Raw genomic sequence first — 21,333 nt, forward strand, 5'->3', positions numbered from 1 at the left:
GTCCTCCTGCTATATTATTCCCCAGTAATGGAAAGTCCATCAACCCAAACTCTCGGAGAAACACCGCCTGGAGTTAATTCGACTTCTTTTTCTAGGTAAACAATAGACTTGAGAACTTGTAAGAAATCACCAGCAACAGTGGCTGATTCTATACTTGTCTTCTCGCCTTTATTTATTAACCAACCGTCAAAGGGTAAAGAAAACGAACCTTGTAAAGCTTTCACCCCAGCGTGCAGAGCTTGTAAATCATCAATTAAAATGACATTTTCCGCAGTTGCTAAACTAAATTCTTGCTCAGGGGTTGCAGCAGCAAAGACATGATAAAAGTTAGGACTGACGCTCACTTTTGCACCAATACTGGCATTACCTGTTGGTTGAGCATTTAGTCTTTTAGCCGTACCAGCACTGTGAAGAAAGCCTGTAAGTACACCATTCTCAATCAATTTTACCTGACGAGTTGGTGTGCCTTCGCCATCAAAAGTTTCGGCACCAACATTAGCCGGATGCAGTGCATCATCGTAGACTGAAAGTAATGGTGAAGCAATTTCTTTGCCTAAATCATCAGGAGTAGACAAACTTTGCTTATCTAAAATGCTTTGAGCGTTGAATAAATTAGAAAAAGCACCCAACAAACTTAAAAAAGCATCAGGAGAGAAGACAACTAAATATTTACCAGACTTGACTTTTTCGTAGTTCAAGTGACTGATAGTTTTGTCTGCGGCTTCTTTGATGCAACCATTGATATCAAGCTCATCAACACTACGGCTGATTCTAAAACTATTCCCACTACGAGGTTTTTTATCTTCTTCTTCTGTTTTGCTGTAAAGATAAACGGATGCTATGGAGTGAGACTCAGTTCTAACTGCACCATCACTATTGAGATAAAATCTGTCAACATCTCTTTGTGCTAAACCGTTGTAAGGTACACCTTGAATTGCTGGATGAGCCGACAGTAATTCTTTTTCTGCTATCAATAATTTTTCTATTAGTTCAGAAACTGGGGCTTGGGGTGCTTTATCTTCTGATGGATGATCAATAGGAACTGTTGCTTCTGGACTAAAATCTGGAACGTTTTCTTTGACACCAAAGAAACTAGCTTCGTAGGCAGTTTTTAATGCTAATTCTAAGCCTTTGGGGTCTACATCTGTAGTGCTGGTAATGCCAATTGTGTTTTGTTCATTCCAAACACGCACGGTAACACCAGAGCGATTGGAAGCTTTAACTTGTTTTGGCTCACCCTGATCTACTTGGACGCTAGTTTCGTCTATAGTTGAGCCATAAATGTCGAATTTTTTTGATGCCAAGTTTCTCGGCATTTTCTTTAGCGTAAGTTGAGATTTCGGTAATATTTGGCATAGTCAAATTTTGGATTTTGGATTTTAAATTAACCGCAGATGGACGCAGATATCTGTGTACATCTGTGGTTTGATATATGGATAATTAACGACCACCGACGGTGATAGAATCAACTTTGATGTGTGGTTGTCCGACTGTGGTGTAGATACTGCCGCTAACAGAACCGCAGAAACCGGGGGCTAATTCTAAATCTTGAGAACACATGGAAATTTTATTCATAATTTCCTTGGCTTCACCAATTAAAATTGCGCCTTTTAATGGTTTGGTAATTTTGCCATTTTCTATTAAGTAAGCTTCATCAACACTAAAGTTAAATTGACCTGTAGCGCCAACACTACCGCCGCCCATTTTTTTACAGTAAATGCCTTTATCAATAGAAGCAAATAAATCTTCGTTGGTGTATTCGCCAGTGGCAATATAGGTGTTACGCATCCGGCTGGCAGCAGCAAAGGTATAATTTTGGCGGCGGCCGCTACCTGTTCTGGGGTGTCCGGTGCGCCAAGAACCTGCTCTATCTGCTAAGAAGTTTTTGAGAACGCCTTTTTCTATGAGTAATGTTCTTTGGGCTGGCATACCTTCATCATCCATATCGATTGTCCCGAAGGCATAATCAGAACGTCCTTCATCCCAAGCTGTTAAACTTTCGTGGGCGATTTTTTCGCCTTTTTTATCAGCAAAGGGGGTGGTGTTGCGCTCGATTTGGGTGGTTTCTAGCAAGTGTCCGCAGGCTTCGTGGAAGATTACGCCGCCAAAGTGATTGGCCATGATGATGGGGTAAGTACCAGATTCCACATAATCTGCATACAGCATTTTGCCAGCAGATTCAGCTATTTGTTCGGCGGCTTGGGTGTAGTCCCAAGTTCTGAGGAAGTTAGCATCGCTGGTATTGCCTGCACGCTCACCGATAGAAGCACGATTCGCACCATCGGCAGACAATAAGTTAAATCCTACTGATTGGGTGAGGCGAATGTCACGGGCAAAGGTGCCATCACTAGAGGCAACTAAAACTTCTTGCCAATCTCTAAAATAAGTGGCACGGCGAGATTGGATATGGCTGGCTTTTTTGTTCAGAGCCGCAGTACCATCTAAGAGAACTTCGCCCATTTCGCGAATAGAACTACACAGCCCTAACCAGCTATCTTTACCTCTTTTTGTGGCGTAGTCGCGCAATAATTCCAGGTTGATTTCTGGGATGAAGGAATAAGGGGCGGGTAGCTGTAACCCTAAAATGGAAAGTCCTTTTTCTAAAGCTGCTTTTAACCCAGTAAAGGAAAGGTCGTTGGTACTAACGTAGCAGTCGGCTTTGCCACGAAATACTCTCACGCCTGCGCCTGTTGCCAAACTTGGTGAAATACTGGTGATGGCATCGTCTTCTGCTAAACAACTAATGTAGTTGCGACGCTCTAAGAAAAATTCGATGAAGTCAGCACCGGCGGCGCGTCCTAGTCCCAAAAGGGTTGCCAGGGGGGCTTCCCATGTTTCATCGAATCGTTCTGTTGTGGAGGAGTATTTTAAAGTTGGTAGTTGGTTCGAGAGAAGTAGGGTACTTGTAAGCATGGGTAGCCTCGTCTGCTGGCTGAATTTCAGGGATTTAACTGAAAAATCCTAGTGTGTTAACTCTAGCAAATTTACCCAGAATGGAGGGAGTGGGGAGTGGGGAGTGGGGAGTGGGGAATGAGGTGCGGGGAATATGAATTATTCCATGTATATACATAAGTTTGAGTTAGCCATGTATATACAAAAATTAATTCCCTCCTGCCTCCTGCCTCCTGCCTCCTGCCTCCAAGAAGCCTTGACGGGCGAAGATTTCAATCATTTCGCTGCGGCTAAGGTTATTTTCAGCAGCTAATTCTGCGAGTTTTTCCCAGGCTGTATCTGTGAGTCTAATTGACCTTAACTGTTTAGGTTCTGAACTGTAATCTGTTTGAAATTTACCGGAGGATGTACGTTTGCGTCTTGGTGTTTTCTGTCTTGTACCGGAATATTGATCTGTAAGTTCAGTTTCAGGAGTTAGATTAATGGTGATTAATTTAACTAAGTTATCAATGAGGCGATCGCTCTCCATTGGCATAATCTCTTTACCATGCAGCATGTGCTGAGTAATCATAAAATGAACTAATGTACCAATAAAAATACGTGCAGCTGCCTGGGGGTCAGGTAATTGAAGTTCTGGATGGGCAGCAAAATATTGACTGATTAAATCTAAGCCAGATTTATCGATATTTTTGAGAAATACTTGGGCTAGTGACGGAAATCGCCCAGATTCACCAATAATCAATCTGATTAAGCCAAGGAACTCTGGTTCGCAAGTAACTTCATCTAAAATACCCTTCGCTACACGACGCAACACAATTTTAGGGTCGCCTTGGTGAAATTCTGGGTCTTGGGGGTTCAACAATGGTAGACATTTTTCTCCTACTAGTTGCTCAACTAATGCTGCAAATAATGTTTCTTTATCCTGAAAATAGCTGTAAACGGTTGTTTTAGAGACTCCGGCTGCGGCTGTCACTTTATCCATTGTGGTGGCTGCATAGCCATTTTCCAGAAATTCTTGGATTGCACCAGTGAGAATAGCATCGACTTTCTCGGCTGAACGGTCTGGATTATCTTGCTCTATCTGTCTTTTTTTTATGTCTCATGTCTTGATTTTTGGTCATTTATGACTGTCCCCATACGTCTATTTCCTAAAAAAGAAATTTTTTTGGATGACTCTTGACATTATTGTAATGTACGGTTTAGTTTAATTACAGTAATTAAACAATATAGTTTATTTAGCGTCCTAAACGAAAGGGGCTTATAGTGAGTAATGCAGTAGCTAAGGGTTCCGCATACTTCAAGCCTAATTCTCGCCAGCTAATAATGTTGGCAGCAACACTAGGTATTGCGATCGCAGGTTATAAATTTTGGCAAGTGCAATCAACGCCTACTCATAACACAGCAACAACAGAGGTGAGTTTACCGCAAATTAAGACGGTGACGGCGTTAGGGAGACTAGAACCAAAAGGACAGGTAATTAAACTTTCGGCTCCGGCGGCTAGTCAAAGTAGCCGAGTTGAGAAACTGTTGGTAAAAGAAGGTGATCAAGTTAAAGCTGGGCAATTAATTGCCATTTTAGATAACCGCGATCGCCTCCAAGCAGCTTTGCAAGAAGCTCAAGAAGCTGTAAAGGTAGCGAGGATAAATTTAGCGAAGGTGCAAGCGGGTGCAAAACAAGGTGAAATTGCCGCGCAGAAAGCCGAAGTTGCTCGCGTACAAGCACAAAATTTCGGTCAAGAAACAGAACAAAGGCAAACGATTGCACGGTTAGAGGCACAATGGCAAGGTGAGACGACTGCTCAACAGGCAACAATTAAAAGATTAGCGGCAGAATTAAAAAATGCAGAAGCCGAATTTCGGCGTTATCAGCAACTTTATTCGGAAGGTGCAATTTCCCTTTCCACCTTTGATAGTAAACGCTTGAGTGTCGATACAATCACCCAGCAGTTGAGTGAAGCCAAAGCCAATTTAAACCGCATAGATAGTACTGGGAGCAAACAAATTAGTGAAGCCAAGGCAGCTTTAGGGCGAATTACGGCGACAGGTAGCCAGCAAGTCCAGTCAGCCGCAGCCAGCTTAAATAGTATTGCTGAAGTTCGTCCTGTGGATGTGCAAGCCGCAAAAGCAGAAATTGATCGGGCAGTTGCCGCCGCCAACCAAGCCAAGGCAAACTTAGATCAAGCTTATGTGCGATCGCCACAAGATGGTCTAGTCTTCGATATTCATACACGTTCTGGTGAACTAGTATCTAGCGATGGCATCGTGGAAATTGGACAAACTAAACAGATGTATGCAGTCGTAGAAGTTTATCAAAGCGATGTCAGTAAAATTCGCCCACAACAAAAAGTGCAAATATCCAGCAACTCTCTCCCCGGTGAATTGTCTGGAACAGTAGATTGGATTGGCTGGAAAGTCCAACGACAAAATGTCATCAACACAGATCCCAGCGAAAATATTGACTCTAGAATCGTGGAAGTTCATGTGCAACTAGATGACGCTTCCAGCAGCAAAGCCGCCAAATTTACCAATTTACAAGTCAAAGCGGTGATTGAACTATGACAGGAATTATTCAAGAACTGCAACGCCGCACACCTTTGGGATGGTTGCAACTGAGTCATCACAAAAGCCGCTTGTTGGTTGCATTAGCTGGTATAGCCTTTGCTGATGTGCTGATTTTTATGCAGCTAGGTTTTCAGAATGCGCTGTATGACAGCAACACCCGCCTGAATCGCGCCTTGGTTGCAGACATTATCTTGCTCAGTCCCCAAAGCCGGAATATGCAGAATTTAGCAACATTCTCTCGGCGGCGACTGTTGCAAGCCGCAGATGTACCCGGTGTGCAATCAGCCACAGCCATGTATATCGGTTTATTAACTTGGAAAAATCCCCAAACCCGCCGCAAAACCTCAATGCAAGCCATTGGCTTTAACCCGGAACAATCCGCCTTAAACATTCCCGGAGTTCAAAGCCAATTAGACAAAATTAAACTCCCAGATACCTTCATTTTTGATCGGGCATCCAGAGGTGAATATCAAGAAGTTGTTCAGCAACTTGATGCAGGTAAAGTTGTAACCACAGAAGTAGATAAACACACGATTAATCTTAGTGGTGGATTTACATTAGGCGCATCATTTGGTGCTGATGGCACATTAGTTTCTAGTGATGAAAACTTTTTGCGGTTATTTCCGCGACGACAAGTAGGCGGGATTAATCTTGGTTTAATTAATATTCAACCAGGTTATGATGTCCAACAAGTTGCAGCAGGATTAAAATTACATCTCCAAAGTGAAGATGTTAAAGTATTAACCCGCGCAGAATACATCAAATTTGAAGAAGATTATTGGAAAACCGAAAGCCCGATTGGTTTTATCTTCAGTTTAGGTGTATCAATGGGTGTGATTGTGGGTGTAATTATTGTTTATCAAGTCTTATCAACTGATGTGAATGCCCATATTAAAGAATATGCCACATTCAAAGCAATGGGCTATCGCAATGCCTACTTACTCGGAGTCATTTTTGAAGAAGCAATTATATTAGCAGTCTTGGGTTTTATTCCTGGCTTTATCTTCCCATTAGGACTTTATCAATTAGCTGCCACGGCGACAAACTTACCCATATATATGACAGTAAGTCGAGCATTATTTGTCTTAATTTTAACAGTCATGATGTGTAGTTTGTCTGGAGCGATCGCTACTCGCAAACTCCAATCAGCCGACCCCGCAGATATGTTTTAAAAACTCATAACTCTCCGCGTCTCTGCGCCTCTGCGTGAGGTAAAAAAACTCGATATGGAAACTACTTACTCACCTAAACCTGTTATCTCCATCCAAAATCTTGACCATTATTTCGGTCAAGGTCAACTGCGTAAACAAGTTTTATTTAATATCAACCTCACCATTAATGCAGGTGAAATTATCATTATGACTGGCCCTTCCGGTTCTGGTAAAACTACATTATTAACCTTAGTAGGTGGCTTACGTTCCGCCCAATCTGGTAGTTTACAAGTATTAGACCGAGAACTTTGTCATGCTAGTAGTGAAGAATTAACCCAAGCCCGACGCAGCAACGGATATATTTTCCAAGCTCACAACTTGCATGGTAGTTTAACAGCAATTCAGAATGTGCGGATGGGTTTAGAAGTGCATCATGGAATTACACCCCAAGAAATGCTGACACGTTCCCAAGCAATGTTAGCCGCAGTTGGGTTAGAACATCGCTTGAATTACTATCCTGATAGTTTATCGGGGGGACAAAAACAACGGGTAGCGATCGCTCGTGCCTTAGTAAATCAACCTAAAATAGTCTTGGCAGATGAACCAACAGCCGCCCTCGATAAACAATCTGGGCGCGATGTCGTGGAATTAATGCAAAAACTTGCCAAAGAGCAAGGCTGTACAATTTTGCTAGTCACCCACGACAACCGCATTTTAGATATTGCTGACCGAATTATTTACATGGAAGATGGACATCTGGTGAGGGATGGGGTGAGTGCTGTAGCGATGGAGAAGTGATATCGTTTCTTGATGAAGATGCAATTAATAGCGACTGTCGCCTGAAACTTTCCTATATTCTAAGAGGATGTTTTAAAAGTCCTATTATTGGTAGCCAAACATTTTAGATCCCCCTAAATCCCCCTTCCCTACTAGCAGGGCTGTTTCATTCTAAAAAAGAAAAAAGTAATGGGATGTTGTGGGAGCAGAATCTGATAGCTCTGGTAAGGGAATCAAAACCATTGTGGCGGAAAAGATTAATCACAAAACTGCGGAGAATTGAGAAGTTGGCAGCAGCATAACCATCAACCATTTGGGCAGAGTCTTCATCAAAGACAACATCTTTCACCCAATGTAATCGATTTTCTACGCCCCAGTGGCGACGAATACCACAGGCAAAATCGGATGCTTTCAGGGACAGAGAACTGATGTAGTAAGCAGTTTCTTGGTAAGCTTTACCAGCACGAGTACCAACTCGTTCGACTTGAATAATCGACTTTAAACCCAGCCAATCATGGGAAATATTGTTCAAGTTTTCAAATACACAAACACGACGTTGAGTAAAGCGACCACTCCTTCGTTCAAAATCAGTATGTATAGTTGTGGGCTGTGAGTGCTGCATATTCTGTTGGATTTGGTGATACAGTTTGGGCTGATTGGCTTTGACTGCAATCACATAATCATTGCCACTGTGGATGATTTGCTGGACTGTTTTTTTTGACAATGAAGTGCATCAAAACTAAACACTACACCCTTTAAATCCAAGATAGCAATTAAGTTTTGAACCGTAGCAATTTCACTGCTTTGCTTGTTATCCATCGTTTGTAACCCGACGACTTGACCTTGGTGGCTACTAAACATACCAATGAGAGGATTTTTAAAACATCCTCTTACACCCTTTCTGAAAAGACAACCTCTGTATTGAAATCCTAAATATTAGAAAGGCTGTAAATTTCTGCTTGCAAGTTAGCTCTGGCAGATGCTTCGGCTACCTCAAACATCAGAGGTGTAAAATATATACACTGTCTTTGCAAAAATTTTTTCTAGGACTTGTTTGCGCCCTTGAATATATTCTGTTTCTGTTACCCAAGCATATTCTTGGCGAATAGCGTGAGCATATTTTTGATAATCAACAGAGTCAGCAGCTAAAATTGCCAAATCAGCATCTAATAAAATTTGGCTATCAATATCGTCAATAGCTGCTTGATGGTGTTTGGTGTTGAGAATGAGACGCTGAACTATTGTGATTTGATTTGGGGGAATTGCCAAATAAGTTAATACCTGTCCAGCATATTCAGCACTTTTGGCTTCGTTATCTGGCGCTTGAGAATCATAAACCACATCATGAAACCAAGCTGCAAGCTGTACAACAGGGAGATTTTGAGTATAAGCTTGCAAGGCTTGAATGTTATGCAACACATCATTAATATGTTGCAGTGTATGGTAATAACGCCCAGGGGTATTATATGCCTCAAATAATTGAGTAAAAGTTGTGGCTACTTTATCTTGGTCAACACCAAAAAATTGCAGTGTGTGTCGCAAATAATTGAATAAATTATCTGTTTCCCTACTCCCCACTCCCTACTCCCTACTCCCTAGAGTTAGTTAACTGAGAAAACAGTGCTTCCCAGTTAATTACAGCAGGTCTAGTTCCTTGATTGATGATGTCAAAAGCTTTATTAGTGGTAGATGGTATAAAAATTGATTCTACACAAGCGGCTGCAACATCAATACGGCTGGCATCTCCTGATAATGTGTCGCCTTGACCTAAAACTACACCCAACTTACCATTAGTGGTGGCTTTGAGGAGAGTATTCAAGTCGTAGGAAGTGAAAGGCCCGTCAATTAAACGACCGGGGCGAATGATAGTGTATGGTAAACCAGAATTAGCGATCGCTGCCTCACCTTTTTGTTTAGCATCTAATACACCAAAAGCATTCAGCACACTAAAAGGAAATTTATCTTTGCGGTGAACACCACAAGAAGACACAAACACAAATCTTTGCAAATTGCGAGGTGCAGCCGCTACCAAGTTACTCACCCCCTCAGCATCCACCTTCGTCGGCGTATTTTTTGCCTTAGCTTCCCGATATTCAGAGTCCAGGAAAATTTGTCCCCATTCTAAGAAATTTGGCTGAGGGTCAAAGTCCCATCTCGTTGAAGGAAAGGCAGTCGTGCCAGTACAACAGATAATGTGAGTAATATTCGGCATCGCTGCTGGTAATGTGTTAGCCTCCCGGATATCTCCGACAGCAATTTCCACTTTGTTATCAAACATTTTTTCGGCTTTTGCCGCATTTCGTGTCAGGACGCGCACCTTGACATTCTTCTCTAACAGCTTTCCTACAACTAGCTGCCCAACTCCACCAGTAGCACCAACAACTAGCACTAAATCTTCAGCACTCATAATTTTATCTAGGATAGTCTATTCCTAATCTACTCACAATCTAGACCAGTCTGTTTGTTTCCCAGGAGAGATATTCTTTCTCACAATACAATTAACTGTCATTTTTCAAAGAATTTATTTCATTAACATTTTCTACAGCTTGTTCTAAAATTTCTGATGGCAACATACCTGCTCGATGGGCATCATCAGGCACACCGTGAGGATTTAATACTGCTTTTGGTAAGTAAACTAATTCTCTTAACGGTGTTACCATTGCATCTTCGGTAACTTTGTAAGGTAATCTTCCCATCGCCACATTATCTAGATTCAACTCATGGCGGTCATAAACACTTAGTTCATATTCTTCAGTAAATGAAAGACAGTTTGTGGGGCAGAATTCCACACAATTACCGCAAAAAATACAAACTCCGAAATCTATGCTGTAATGATTGAGCTTTTTCTTTTTACTAGCTTTGTCAAATTCCCAATCTACTACCGGCAAATTAATCGGGCAGACTCGTACACAAACTTCACAAGAGATACACTTATCAAATTCAAAATGAATCCGTCCGCGAAATCTTTCAGAGGGAATGAGTTTTTCGTAAGGATACTGTACAGTAATGGGACGGCGGCGCATGTGGTCAAATGTTACGGACAGACCTTGCCCAATGTATCGACCTGCTAGAAAGCTGTGTTTAGCATAGCGGCCAACTTCTTTAAGAAAATTAAACATGAATAATCGACTCTTAACTATGAGTGTTATTAATCAGCACGTTAATAGCAATTACTAACACTTAACTCCCTCAAACGAGAGACTTGCAGTAAAAATTAATTGTTGGTTTAAATACAATAAATTATTAGAAGGTATGAATGTTAAATTATCTGTTATTGGGATTTTTTCTTACTTATATTAATAACCTAAATGTTTGCTATAGATATAGCCTCCAAAATTATAATTAACTGAAATGAATTACTTCAAGTCGTTGTAGAGACATTGCATACAACATCTCTACAAAATTTCTAAGGTGCAGCTTTTCAAAATTACAAATAATCTTTTTGCTTATCTTCTATCATCATTCGCACTACATCTTTCATTGTGTATTGTGCTTGCCATCCCAACTTTTCTTTTGCATTTGCTGGGTTACCTCTGCCAATTACAATATCAGTGGGTCGTAATAAACTACCATCAGTAGTTACATATTCTTGCCAATCTAATCCTAAACAAGCAAAAGCCTCTGCTACAAAGTCTTCTAATTTTGATGTCTCGCCAGTTGCAATTACATAATCATCTGGTTCATTTTGTTGCAACATTAAATACATCGCCTCAACATATTCAGGAGCCCAACCCCAGTCACGTTGAACGGAGATATTACCTAAATAAAGGTGATTCTGCTCGCCTTTAGCAATACGACAAGCACCAGAAATAATTTTCTGAGTTACAAATCTTTCTGGTCTTAAAGGCGATTCATGGTTGTATAAAATACCAGAACAAGCAAATAAGCCATAAGCTTCTCTGTAATTAGCGACTTCCCAAAAAGCCGTAGCTTTAGCCACACCATAAGGACTGCGTGGACGAAATGGTGTATTTTCATCTGCTGGCTGTTCACCCGTATTCCCAAAGCATTCACTAGAACCGGCATTATAAAGTTTAATCGGCGCACCAATAAAACGAATCGCTTCTAATAAATTCAAAGTCCCAGTAGCGATACTCTCTAAAGTTTCTACTGGTTGTTCAAAAGATAAACCCACAGAACTTTGTCCCGCTAGGTTGTAAACTTCATCTGGCTGAATTTTTGTCAAAACCTGCAAGACACTACGAAAATCAGTCAACGCCACAGAAGCCAATTTAATTTGATCATGGATGCCCAAGCGCACTAAATTATTAAACGACGACATCTGCGCGTCCCGTGAAGTTCCACAGACAATGTATCCCTTGTTTAAGAGTAACTCTGCTAAATAAGCCCCATCTTGACCTGATACTCCACAAATAAGTGCTTTTTTCGGCATATTTTTATCTCAGGAATATTACGTAGATAAATGTATTACCTTGAACTCAGGTAAAAATAAAACAACCATATTATCATGATTTTTTAGGAAGCGTACAAAACTAGCTTCTAGACCCAGCCTCTAATCTTTGTGAGGATATTTGGAAAGTATTAAACAAATCAATTAAGCGAGTCTTTTCAGCATTAGCCAAATCATTGCAAATTTTTATCTACTGACAGAACACCCTTACTGGAGCTTTTTAAATTTCCAAACATTCTCTAATAGATTGATTGTTTTTGGCGGGAGTCTGTTAAAATTTCATATCACCTGTAACCTGTAATCTATAATCTTTTATACTACCTATAAAAATTTGCATTCCTAATTATTTTCTTAGCAATAATTGATTCTTTTTCATCTTTCATAATCAATTCAGTCTGATTAATTTTGACTATTTCATACTTTTCTGCTATGAACAAAGAGATGAAATTTATTAATATATCTGCTAAATTTATTTTATGTAATATTGGCAAACTAAAATTAAACATAGATTGAGGAGCAGACTTAACAATTAAAAATAATCTGCCATAGTTGACATACCATACACCAGTAAATTTATCACCAGTAAATAATTCTTTAGGTTTAGCGAGAATATATGTCTGTGTCTTGGTTTGGGTATAAGTCATATCATCTTTAAATTCAATAGAAAATTTTTCCCACTCGCTGTTAAAACGCCATTTACCAAAAAGTAAAAATTCCATATCAATATCTGAAAGACTCATATTAATTCCTTAATTAAATAATTTCTGACTTTATCGCCAATTGTTGCTACAAACTTTCACGCGAGTCAAAAACAGGTGCATTTGCCATACCAACCAAGAATCAACCCGCCAAGCGCCCATTGATATAGGTTCTACTGATGAATTTGCAGATATACTAGCAGTATTTTGGTCGTAGTGTAACCATTTAACTGGTAGATGTCCCATTGGTGTATGTGGGGATAATTTAAAAGTTAGTTGTTCGTATTGCAACCATTTTCCGTCCTTGCGCCACCCCAGCGATCGCCTAATTTTTTTTCGGTTTCATAATCAACTTGTCCACCAATTTCATCCCAAATACTTTGCTGAATACTAAAGCCAAAATAACCATGACTATATTTTTGCCAAAGTTGATCAATGTTATAAAAAGCTTGGCAAGAAAAATTCAGAATATCTTCCCGATAAACTTCATTCCAATCACTCTTACCCATAATTTGCAACATTAATTTGGCTGTTTCAATATCTGCATCTTGCCATTTATACTCTGCCAGTAGACTTTGCAGCTTACCATAATCAATAGTTGTTGTAACCTGCAATTCTTCTTGGTTAAACTTAATATCATCCTGAACTACTTCTGGTAATTTTATTTTTTCTATTAGAATTTCCGCTTTGGTATCAATACTTTCTATCTCTACTATCCCCAGTGCTTTTTTTTTGAGCAACCAGTTGAGTAGACATATAATTAGATATTAAACAAATCGCTTGATTGGCAGTTATTTCATCTTGATTGATATTAAAATCGTAAACTTGACCATCTAATAATTGTGCTTGAAAAAAAGCATCTTGCAGCCTATCTTGTTTTTCATAACTTGCTACTAATAAATTGAGAATATTATGAGAGATTGTATTACTATCTTGGATTTTAAATAAATTTACTTCAGAATTTAAATTACTACTAGCTAAATCTTGAATTTCTCCGACAGTTGCATAAAAATCTGCATCTACTTTTACCACTTCATCTATTAAAGATTGTAACGGACTAAAGTAATCTTGCAGGGAATTTTCCAGATTAATTGCTGTTTCTGCTATTTTGGCAATTTCTTGGCGAATTTTTGTCGCTCTGAGTTGATATTCATAAATTTCTTGATATACTTCTATATCTTTGGCTATCTGTTGAATAGCTCGCTGCTGATTTTTAGTGTCTTCTCCTAAACATTTAATTCCCGCACTGAGCAATTGGACTTTTTCTAAAATCAAAAGATTAGTATTGCTTAACAATAAAGTAGATTTTAAATTTTCTTTCTTTTCCCATTTTAACTTTTCGAGAATTTGCGGATTATTAAAGTTTTTTACCTCTAACTTATTTCTTTCTTCATTAATTTTTCTAATTTCGCCGTATTTTTGGTTAAATAAATTTTTCCAATCATCGATAAATTTTAATAAAAATTCTTGATAACTATCCTTATAACTATCCAAAAAATCCAAAAGTTGAGTATAATCCCTAATTAATAATTTAACTTCTGCTAAAATCTCGGATTGGCTAATTTCTTGTTTGCGTTTAATTAATCCCCACAAGTAAGCATGAGATTTATAACCTTCTTTGATTAAGGTTTGACATTTTTGAATTTTTTTTTGAACCTTCTTTAACTGAGGATTTTTTATAATCGGGAATTTATATTTTTTTTCATAAATCGTAATCGATTCATAGGTAATTAGTTGTTTTTGCTTTCTAGCTAACATCACAGATTCTAAAAAATATACCCATTGCGATACTCAATCATCAAGAATGACTATCTTTAATCTACTATCCATTTCAACACTTTTGGATCTTTGTTATAGTAATATGTTTTGCCATTTTTAGCAGTCACAGGCTTATCTTGCCTGGCTTTGCTTCTAATAGTAGCCAGAGAGTAGTCTGTTAATGTTTGCATTTCTTTGTGAGACAGTCCTGTAATTGTTGCTGTTACTGCCGATTCTCGTTGTATTTTCAATTCTTGTTTAGGCAAAACATCTATAGTAATTAGTTCTGCTTCCGATAATTTACTACCCTGTTTTTCTCGGCGATAATCTGCTATGGAAATTAGCTGCCAAGTAGATTCTGCTGAAAGTTCCAACACCCATTGATGATAGTTAAACAGACTTTCTCGATGTCCGACACTAATAAAAGTTGTTTTTGTTGCTTGTAATTGTTGATATAAATTACTTTCGTTTTTCAAATCTAAAGCACTTGTCGCTTCATCTAAAATTGTGAAACTTGGATGTGTCACTAATAATCGGGCAAAAGCTAGGCGTTGTTGTTCACCCAACGACAAGATATTTTCCCAAGGAACTTCTGTATCAAACCCCTTGATGCGAGTCAGCAAGTGTTGGAGGTTAACTTGTTGTAGAACTGCTTCGAGTTCGCGATCGCTCATGTTGCGATCTGTGTGGGGATAAAGCAACTGTTCCCGCAAAGTCCCCAAAATAATATAAGGACGTTGGGGTAAAAACAAAACTTCTTTGAGTGGAGGACGCACTAAACGACCAGTTCCTGCATTCCACAAACCTGCGATCGCCCTTAACAAAGAACTCTTACCCCTACCACTAGGGCCAACTATCAATAATCCTTCCCCTGGTTGAACCGCCAGTGATAAATTTTTCACTATGACTTGTTCATAATTAGGAGTTTGTAACGTTACATCTTCAAAAGCAAAATGGTTATCTTCAACTGTTTTAATAATGCTGACGTTCTCTGGTTGTTGGATCACAGATTCTAGCGCATCAGAAAACTTAGCTAACCGTTTTACATAACCAGAAAATCGGCTAGAAATCCCAAACTCAGATATTAATGCTCCCAGAGAATTGGAAAACATGAAACAAACTACACTAATTTGATTAATTTCTCCATAATCAATTTGATCTTGTAAAAATAAAGGTGTCAGAACAAACATCGAAAATACACCAATTGCTGACTGATATGCTCTAGCAAAAGCATCTTGTCCCCTTTCCCAATTCAAGCGGCTTTCTGCACTTTGAATCACATTATTAAATCGACGCTGAATCATATTTAATTCTTCTGCTTCTCCCTGAAAAAAAGCTATTGATTCAGCATGATTCCGCACATGAGTCAAGCAATAAGCTAAGTCTGCTTTAAATTGAATTTCCTCTTGATTGATTTTGCTCAGTTTTTGATTTAAGAGAATAGCTATTAAGTTTCCCGCAATTGTATAAATCACTAAATAAATAGCAATTTCCCCAGAAATAGTAGCAATAATTAACAAAGCACTTCCCATTTCTAGAGTCTTTTCTAAAAACAGTGTGGAAAATCTTAAAGCACTATTAGTAATAGGTTCTATTTCTTTAGATAAGCGTTGGTCTGGGTTATCTATATCAGATTTAAAATTGATTTTATAATAAGCTTGACTACGAAAATATTTTTTCTAAAATATGACTATTCAGCCATTTATACCAATTAAGAGCTATCTTTTTAGTCACATATTTTGATAAGGTTACGATGGCAACCGATGATAAAACAACTAAACAAGATACCCATAAAGTCTCTTTATATTTATCAAGACTTCTCTGTTCAATCACAATATCAATTACATAGCGATTCCAATAGGTATTTGCCGCATTTATGCCAATCATTCCAAATATTAATAATATTAAGAGAATGAGCATTCCCCAGGAATAAATCACATCTGCAAATACTCTTCCTTTTGTTTCTGTTGGATACCAATAGGGTTGAGCAACTATTTTAATATCTTGCCAAAATTGAATAAAGCTAGAAAGAGGATTTGGATTATTTTGCTCACGTACAGATGAAATTTGCATATTCTCAAAGTGAACTACAGTATAAATCTTGAAATGGCCTTTGAGGAAAAAATTAAACTCAGAGGCCATTTTGTGATTTTAAAAATTGAAGATTTTTAGCTCCCCAGCAACTGTACTACGTTGTTACTTCCTCCTCAACAATTTCAATAGTTTTTGGAGTATCCCCTTCTGGAGTGTCAGTCACAACTACTGAGTTGAGATGTTGTTGGAGTTTGGCTTTGAGTTCATCTGTAATTGGTAATTCATTGATTTCTTTGAGGAGAAATCTCACAGATTCAGTTTTGCTGCGTTCTGTATATACAAGTTTGAGGACGTTTTCAGTTCCAAAGCCTGTAATATATTCTGCCAAAATGCCTACTAATCCTAGCAAACCTAGACCCCCCAAGAGTCCTAACGGCCCGCCTAAAGATGAAAGTAAAGCGACAACTGCGGCGACATTACCACCTGATGTAGCTGTTGCAATCACAAACAATATGCCAGGAAGACCTAAACCAGCGAGTTTTTTGACCAATTCATCCATTGTACTTACCAATATCCTTGTATTTTCGGTGAAAACATGAATCCGAATTTATGCCAACAACAGACTACATAATTCATCAATTTGTTGGCTATATTCAGCAATTAATTGATGGGCTACAGCTTGTAGCTTACGAGTATTTGGCAGTTTGATATTATCTATTGCTTCTAGTTCCTCTTCTAAAAATGGTTGAAACCGATAGTAAGAACTTTTAGCCTCTTGATTGCTAGGTTCAAACAACCGTTCTAACTCTCCAGATACCACTTCACTATTACCATCAAACACAATATTTAAAAGTGGTCTACTCCATTGCAAGAGTCCCCAGTTTTTGACGGAATTATGAGGGTACACACTCGTCAAGGAACCTGTACCTAAAGAAACTACTAAGATATCTTCTGAATTGAGGACTCTGTTGGCTTCTTTTTTACTACTAATTTGTGCTTCTATAATAGCTAAATGGGCTGGATTATTAGCAAAAACACCACCATCAATTAAAGTGTAAAAGCCACTAGTGTTGTGAGAAGTTGGAATCCGATGGGGAGCAAAATAAGTGGGAGTAGCACTCGTGGCTAATGCTACATCTAATAGCGAAAAACCTCCACACAAATTGCGAAAATTTTTAGATTCTATCTGTTCTTTGTGGAGTTGATTGGTAAAAAATATGGGAATCCGTTGTTCAATATCGTAGCTAGTGACAAAAACTTCTTTCAGATTATTTTCTAGAGATGCAGTCCCAAAATATTGTCTTAAAATTTCTTCTTTGCCTTTTGAAGGATATTTTGGTTGGAGAAATATATCTTCTATTGGCCCTAGTATTCTTTCAAAAAATGGCTCATAAAATATTTCTACACCATACTCAAGAAAGAGTTGCAGTAAATCCTCAGCAGTGTATTCCGCAAATAACTCTTCAGATGTTGTGGAAGTTAGCCGAGGTTGTGTGAGTCCGAGGGCTAAAATTCCTCCACTAGAAGTACCCGCAATCAAATCAAACAAACTAAATATCGGTTTTTGCGTCCGCCTTTCAATTTCTGCTAACAAAAGTGCTGGAATAATTCCCCGAATACCGCCTCCATCAATAGATAGTATTTTATATTTGGATTTAGCTGTAGTTTCCATAGTTTCTGGTGTCTGATTTTCAATTAATGTTGCTACCTTTGTGGGTTGAACATTATCTTCAACGTCACTTTGACTAATAGATTCTGGTATTGGTTCGGTAACTTGTAGCGGAAGAGTGACTAAATTGAGAAGAATATCTGATTCTTGATTGTTAGTTGGCGTTGCTTCTTCTTGATTAATTAAAGAAACTGTTGCTGCTAATAAATTTGTAGTGATTGGTGAAATCTTTTCTTCAGCAGTAGTTATTATTTCATCTTGTGGCGATGATAGATTTGACAAGGGTATTTGTGCGACATCCCAACTAGGATTACCACGCAAATTTCCTTGCTGTTCGGCGACAGTTCTACTTGTGATGGTTTTTCCTTCACCTTCATCTAATTTCCAATAAGCCACTAACCCTGCTTCATCTCCTACTATTAGTCCACAACGATGAACTTGGATTTGTTCTAAGGTACAGGGATAATTCCAGACACTAATATTAGCTAATTGCCCAGCAAAATATACACGTTTGTGTAAAGTTGCCCCAAGAGTTAACGGACTAGTTGCTTTGTTTAAAGCTGTACCTCTTAAAGAATCAGTGTATTCTTGCTCATCCAGGTAGACTGTGAGCTTTCCCTGATTAAAAACAATAGCAAAAAAATGCCATGAGCCTATAGTTAACTCTCCTTGTCCAAAGGTTTTAATACCTTTGGTCACAGTTTCATCAATGTAAATATCTAAATTTCCTGCTTCACTAATACCAAATTCAAAATTATCGCTGTATCGGTCTGAAGAACGAGCAAAAAACACATTGCGAGTGCCGTAGCTAGTGGCTTTATTGGTTAATTGATGAGGGTTTATCCAGCCTGAAACTGTGAAGGTTGAACTTCCTTGTGCAAAAACACCACCAAGGTCGTTTTTACCAAAATCTATGTAATCATCTATGCCATCAAATGTTAAAACTGTTTGCGTCTGTACTATATTGCTCACAGCATTTTTATCTCCAAATAAAATTAATTTTTTATTAAAAAAGTAAATTTAAATAGTAATTTTTGAATGCTAAATTTAGCAATTAAAATAATAATATATTAACTTGTGACAATTTTATCTATATTTTTTCAATAAAAATGATTTACATATCATTTTGAGCAAGTCAAATTAGTCTTATATAGTTCAAAAAAGTATATTGTTGAAATCAAATTTAACAAATAACCAAGATGAAGACTGAGGATTTGAAATTCGCTTGCTAGGCCAAACCACAAATCCAGAATATTTGGTCTGATAGCCTATTTTTGCGTAACTAAAGTTTCGGCGATCGCCTGAGAAATTGGATAATAAGGTGAATATATTTCCATCCAGAAAAATTCTCCGACTGGGTTAATTTCGAGGAATACATAGCGGCCATCAGGAGTAAGAATGATATCAATTGCGCCATAGTTTAAGCTAAATTCAGCCATCAAGGTGAGTAGCTTTTTTTCAATATCTTCTGGCAAGTCGTAGGGTTGCCAATTCTTAGCTAAGGCTTTACCTTCTTTACGCCAATCAAAGGTAGAACCTTCTAAGCTTTGTGAATCGACTGCGGCTGTGAATACCCGATGTCCTACAATAGTTGTGCGTAATTCTAATGCTTTGGGTACGTTTTCTTGAAAAGTCATCGGACAAAAACGTAGCCCTTCCATATTCTCTAGATCATCTGCTGTTACGGGAGTGGTAAACACAACATTTTCCCGCCCTTGCTGATCATAAATAGCAAAGGAAGACAGCATTTTAGTAACAATACCTTGGGGACATTCTTGGGCAAATTGTTTGACGGCTGTGGGATTATTTGTAGTCAGGGTACGCGGAGTTAAAAGCCCAATTTTTTGGGCGACTTGCAACTGCAATTGCTTATTATTCGCCCGATCCACATTGAACATTTTATCTAAATGAAATCCTTGGAGACTGGCAATCATACCCCTCACGGTGACGCGACATTCCTGAATGGACGCATCTCGATATTGCTTGTCCATTGAATTGGGGATTTTATGCCCATAGCGCATCCGCCGATACCAAACGGCAGAAACTTCGCTTAAATCAAGCCGTTGTTCGCCATCGGTAATGATGACTCTTTCACTATCACCAGAGTAAATATCTAGCTTGACTTCAGTGGGAAATCTATCTGTGTCAAACCGAAATGCTTTTTCGCCTCTAGCTTCAATTTCTTTGATAACTAAAGGAATGCTTTCGTTGTCGTTGCTAAAGGTAACTATTAATGCTGTCATAAAAAGTATGAAGTCTGAAGTCTGAAATTTCGCTATGGCAATCCTAAATTATCTACAAACATCTTTCTCCCTTGTCTACCCTGTCTCCCTTGTCTGGATCATTCATGTTATTTGTCTGGTTGCAACAGTGCATCTGCGATCGCATCGGCAATGGGCAAGTTTAAATCCTTCTCTAACATTCCCCACTCGCCAGTAGGGTTAACTTCTAAAAATACATATTCGCCTGATGGGGTGAGGATAAAATCAAACGAGCCAAACAATAGTCCTAGTCTCCCCATAAAAGTTTGTAGACGAAGAACTACTTCATCAGGAAGTTCATAATGTTGCCATGCACCAACATCTACACCCGGTTTCCGCCAATCAACTTTGGCTGCTGCATACACATCTGCATTCAGCGCCCCGACAAACACTTCACCATTCACATACACTACCCGTAATTCCTGCTGCTTGGGAATTTGCTCTTGAAAAACCATTGGGCAGTAGCGCAGCGATTCAGCATCTTGTAAGTTTTCTTCTTTGACAACGCTGGTGTACATAAAGAACGAAGAGTTAGCCTGCATACTGCGAGAAAGTGCAGTTAACAGCTTGCTCACCATTTTGCCGTTCACTTGCTCAAAAAACTCTCTAGCGGCTGCTGCTTTGTTTGTCACAAGAGTTTGAGGAATCGCAAAACCTACTTCTGAGGCAATTCGCAGTTGACGCAGTTTATTACTGGCATAATCTATTCGTTCTAGATTATCTACCCAACGAGCTTGTTTGAGGCTATCCCAAAAACTATCTAAAGTTGTTTTTGATTCTTTAATACAAGCTTCGCGGAACTTGGGGGCTAATTCGGGAGTGATGTTTGGTTCCCAAATTCGGCGTAACCATACAGCTTGCACCTGTTCTGTGCTGATAGATTGGTTGTTATATTCTATAGTATGGTAGCTTTTAGACTTATCAAATTGTGCCGTTAATTGTAATTCTAAAGGGAATTTATCAGTATCTAGACGAAATGGTTGCGCTCCTTTTTTTAACAAAGCTTCTGCCACTTTATCTATTGTGAAGAAATCTCCACTGTGGGTAATTAATAAAACAACATCACCAGACAATTGCATAATATTATGTTGTAAAAATCTAAAAAAGCTTTTGTTTATAG

General features: G+C 38.6%; 18 protein-coding genes and 3 pseudogenes. 3 read left to right on the forward strand and 18 right to left on the reverse strand.

Annotation, left to right across the window (positions count from 1 at the left end; all coding sequences use genetic code 11):
• Positions 1–14: 14 nt before the first annotated feature.
• The 3 genes and pseudogenes from ACX27_RS04700 to ACX27_RS04710 form a co-directional block, all read right to left on the reverse strand.
• Positions 15–1,356 (reverse strand): annotated as a pseudogene (locus ACX27_RS04700) (TldD/PmbA family protein).
• An 84-nt stretch (positions 1,357–1,440) separates the two neighbouring features.
• Entirely contained in the window at positions 1,441–2,913 is a 1,473-nt protein-coding gene (locus tag ACX27_RS04705; protein ID WP_062289112.1) for a TldD/PmbA family protein, read from the reverse strand.
• A 187-nt stretch (positions 2,914–3,100) separates the two neighbouring features.
• Entirely contained in the window at positions 3,101–3,988 is an 888-nt protein-coding gene (locus ACX27_RS04710) for a TetR/AcrR family transcriptional regulator (RefSeq protein WP_062289115.1), read from the reverse strand.
• A 164-nt stretch (positions 3,989–4,152) separates the two neighbouring features.
• On the opposite strand from ACX27_RS04710, the gene ACX27_RS04715 reads away from it, so the two are divergent.
• From ACX27_RS04715 to ACX27_RS04725, 3 genes are read left to right on the forward strand one after another with little or no spacing between them, the layout of a single operon-like run.
• Positions 4,153–5,451 (forward strand): ABC exporter membrane fusion protein, encoded by a 1,299-nt coding sequence (locus ACX27_RS04715; protein ID WP_062289118.1) that lies wholly within the window; start codon positions 4,153–4,155, stop codon positions 5,449–5,451.
• A complete protein-coding gene (devC, locus tag ACX27_RS04720; protein ID WP_062289122.1) occupies positions 5,448–6,626 on the forward strand; it encodes an ABC transporter permease DevC in 1,179 nt (392 codons plus the stop codon). The genes ACX27_RS04715 and devC overlap by 4 nt, the downstream gene beginning before the upstream one ends.
• 54 nt (positions 6,627–6,680) lie before the next feature.
• Positions 6,681–7,403, forward strand: coding sequence for a DevA family ABC transporter ATP-binding protein (locus ACX27_RS04725; RefSeq protein ID WP_062289125.1), 723 nt, complete (start codon positions 6,681–6,683; stop codon positions 7,401–7,403).
• A gap of 145 nt (positions 7,404–7,548) precedes the next feature.
• On the opposite strand, the gene ACX27_RS04730 is transcribed toward ACX27_RS04725, so the two are convergent.
• From ACX27_RS04730 to ACX27_RS04785, 15 genes and pseudogenes are all read right to left on the reverse strand, one after another.
• Complete coding sequence (locus tag ACX27_RS04730) at positions 7,549–8,106, reverse strand: ISAs1 family transposase (protein ID WP_062288028.1); 558 nt, start codon at positions 8,104–8,106, stop codon at positions 7,549–7,551.
• Positions 8,055–8,243 carry a hypothetical protein gene (locus tag ACX27_RS32230; protein WP_158507342.1) on the reverse strand — a complete coding sequence of 63 codons (189 nt, stop codon included), beginning with the start codon at positions 8,241–8,243 and terminating at the stop codon, positions 8,055–8,057. Before ACX27_RS32230 ends, ACX27_RS04730 begins: the two co-directional genes overlap by 52 nt.
• Positions 8,244–8,311: 68 nt before the next feature.
• Positions 8,312–8,960 (reverse strand): annotated as a pseudogene (locus ACX27_RS04735) (HD domain-containing protein).
• 10 nt (positions 8,961–8,970) lie between these two features.
• Positions 8,971–9,789 (reverse strand): SDR family oxidoreductase, encoded by an 819-nt coding sequence (locus ACX27_RS04740; RefSeq protein ID WP_062289128.1) that lies wholly within the window; start codon positions 9,787–9,789, stop codon positions 8,971–8,973.
• A gap of 91 nt (positions 9,790–9,880) precedes the next feature.
• The gene (gene ndhI / locus ACX27_RS04745; RefSeq protein ID WP_062289131.1) at positions 9,881–10,501 is read right to left on the reverse strand and encodes an NAD(P)H-quinone oxidoreductase subunit I; all 621 of its coding nucleotides are present in this window, start codon (positions 10,499–10,501) and stop codon (positions 9,881–9,883) included.
• Between the two features lie 308 nt (positions 10,502–10,809).
• Entirely contained in the window at positions 10,810–11,775 is a 966-nt protein-coding gene (locus ACX27_RS04750; protein WP_062289134.1) for a GDP-mannose 4,6-dehydratase, read from the reverse strand.
• 335 nt (positions 11,776–12,110) lie between these two features.
• On the reverse strand, positions 12,111–12,533 hold the full coding sequence (locus ACX27_RS04755; protein ID WP_062289136.1) for a hypothetical protein: 423 nt from the start codon (positions 12,531–12,533) through the stop codon (positions 12,111–12,113).
• 30 nt (positions 12,534–12,563) lie between these two features.
• The gene (locus ACX27_RS33325; protein WP_235526500.1) at positions 12,564–12,737 is read right to left on the reverse strand and encodes a hypothetical protein; all 174 of its coding nucleotides are present in this window, start codon (positions 12,735–12,737) and stop codon (positions 12,564–12,566) included.
• Positions 12,738–12,763: 26 nt separating this feature from the next.
• A complete protein-coding gene (locus ACX27_RS33330) occupies positions 12,764–13,231 on the reverse strand; it encodes a GUN4 domain-containing protein (protein ID WP_235526501.1) in 468 nt (155 codons plus the stop codon).
• A complete protein-coding gene (locus ACX27_RS33335; RefSeq protein ID WP_235526502.1) occupies positions 13,185–14,252 on the reverse strand; it encodes a hypothetical protein in 1,068 nt (355 codons plus the stop codon). Before ACX27_RS33335 ends, ACX27_RS33330 begins: the two co-directional genes overlap by 47 nt.
• A gap of 53 nt (positions 14,253–14,305) precedes the next feature.
• A pseudogene (locus ACX27_RS04765) lies at positions 14,306–16,322 on the reverse strand (ABC transporter ATP-binding protein/permease).
• A gap of 115 nt (positions 16,323–16,437) precedes the next feature.
• Positions 16,438–16,842: a hypothetical protein gene (locus ACX27_RS04770; RefSeq protein ID WP_062289139.1), complete on the reverse strand. Its 405-nt coding sequence runs from the start codon at positions 16,840–16,842 to the stop codon at positions 16,438–16,440.
• Between the two features lie 48 nt (positions 16,843–16,890).
• The gene (locus ACX27_RS04775; protein ID WP_062289142.1) at positions 16,891–18,924 is read right to left on the reverse strand and encodes a patatin-like phospholipase family protein; all 2,034 of its coding nucleotides are present in this window, start codon (positions 18,922–18,924) and stop codon (positions 16,891–16,893) included.
• 296 nt (positions 18,925–19,220) lie between these two features.
• On the reverse strand, positions 19,221–20,195 hold the full coding sequence (locus tag ACX27_RS04780; RefSeq protein ID WP_062289145.1) for an MvdD family ATP-grasp ribosomal peptide maturase: 975 nt from the start codon (positions 20,193–20,195) through the stop codon (positions 19,221–19,223).
• A gap of 107 nt (positions 20,196–20,302) precedes the next feature.
• Entirely contained in the window at positions 20,303–21,292 is a 990-nt protein-coding gene (locus tag ACX27_RS04785; RefSeq protein ID WP_062289148.1) for an MvdC family ATP-grasp ribosomal peptide maturase, read from the reverse strand.
• Positions 21,293–21,333: the final 41 nt, after the last annotated feature.

Origin of the sequence: Nostoc piscinale CENA21 (assembly GCF_001298445.1) — a bacterium.
Classification (GTDB): Bacteria; Cyanobacteriota; Cyanobacteriia; order Cyanobacteriales; family Nostocaceae; genus Nostoc_B; species Nostoc_B piscinale_A.

Coding starts and splice junctions, on each gene's coding strand:
- ACX27_RS33325 (WP_235526500.1), bottom strand. CDS start 12,737: ATGGGACATCTACCAGTTAAATGGTTACACTACGACCAAAATACTGCT.
- ACX27_RS04755 (WP_062289136.1), bottom strand. CDS start 12,533: ATGAGTCTTTCAGATATTGATATGGAATTTTTACTTTTTGGTAAATGG.
- devC (WP_062289122.1), top strand. CDS start 5,448: ATGACAGGAATTATTCAAGAACTGCAACGCCGCACACCTTTGGGATGG.
- ACX27_RS04705 (WP_062289112.1), bottom strand. CDS start 2,913: ATGCTTACAAGTACCCTACTTCTCTCGAACCAACTACCAACTTTAAAA.
- ACX27_RS04780 (WP_062289145.1), bottom strand. CDS start 20,195: ATGACAGCATTAATAGTTACCTTTAGCAACGACAACGAAAGCATTCCT.
- ACX27_RS04785 (WP_062289148.1), bottom strand. CDS start 21,292: ATGCAATTGTCTGGTGATGTTGTTTTATTAATTACCCACAGTGGAGAT.
- ndhI (WP_062289131.1), bottom strand. CDS start 10,501: ATGTTTAATTTTCTTAAAGAAGTTGGCCGCTATGCTAAACACAGCTTT.
- ACX27_RS04770 (WP_062289139.1), bottom strand. CDS start 16,842: ATGGATGAATTGGTCAAAAAACTCGCTGGTTTAGGTCTTCCTGGCATA.
- ACX27_RS04740 (WP_062289128.1), bottom strand. CDS start 9,789: ATGAGTGCTGAAGATTTAGTGCTAGTTGTTGGTGCTACTGGTGGAGTT.
- ACX27_RS04725 (WP_062289125.1), top strand. CDS start 6,681: ATGGAAACTACTTACTCACCTAAACCTGTTATCTCCATCCAAAATCTT.
- ACX27_RS32230 (WP_158507342.1), bottom strand. CDS start 8,243: ATGTTTAGTAGCCACCAAGGTCAAGTCGTCGGGTTACAAACGATGGAT.
- ACX27_RS04750 (WP_062289134.1), bottom strand. CDS start 11,775: ATGCCGAAAAAAGCACTTATTTGTGGAGTATCAGGTCAAGATGGGGCT.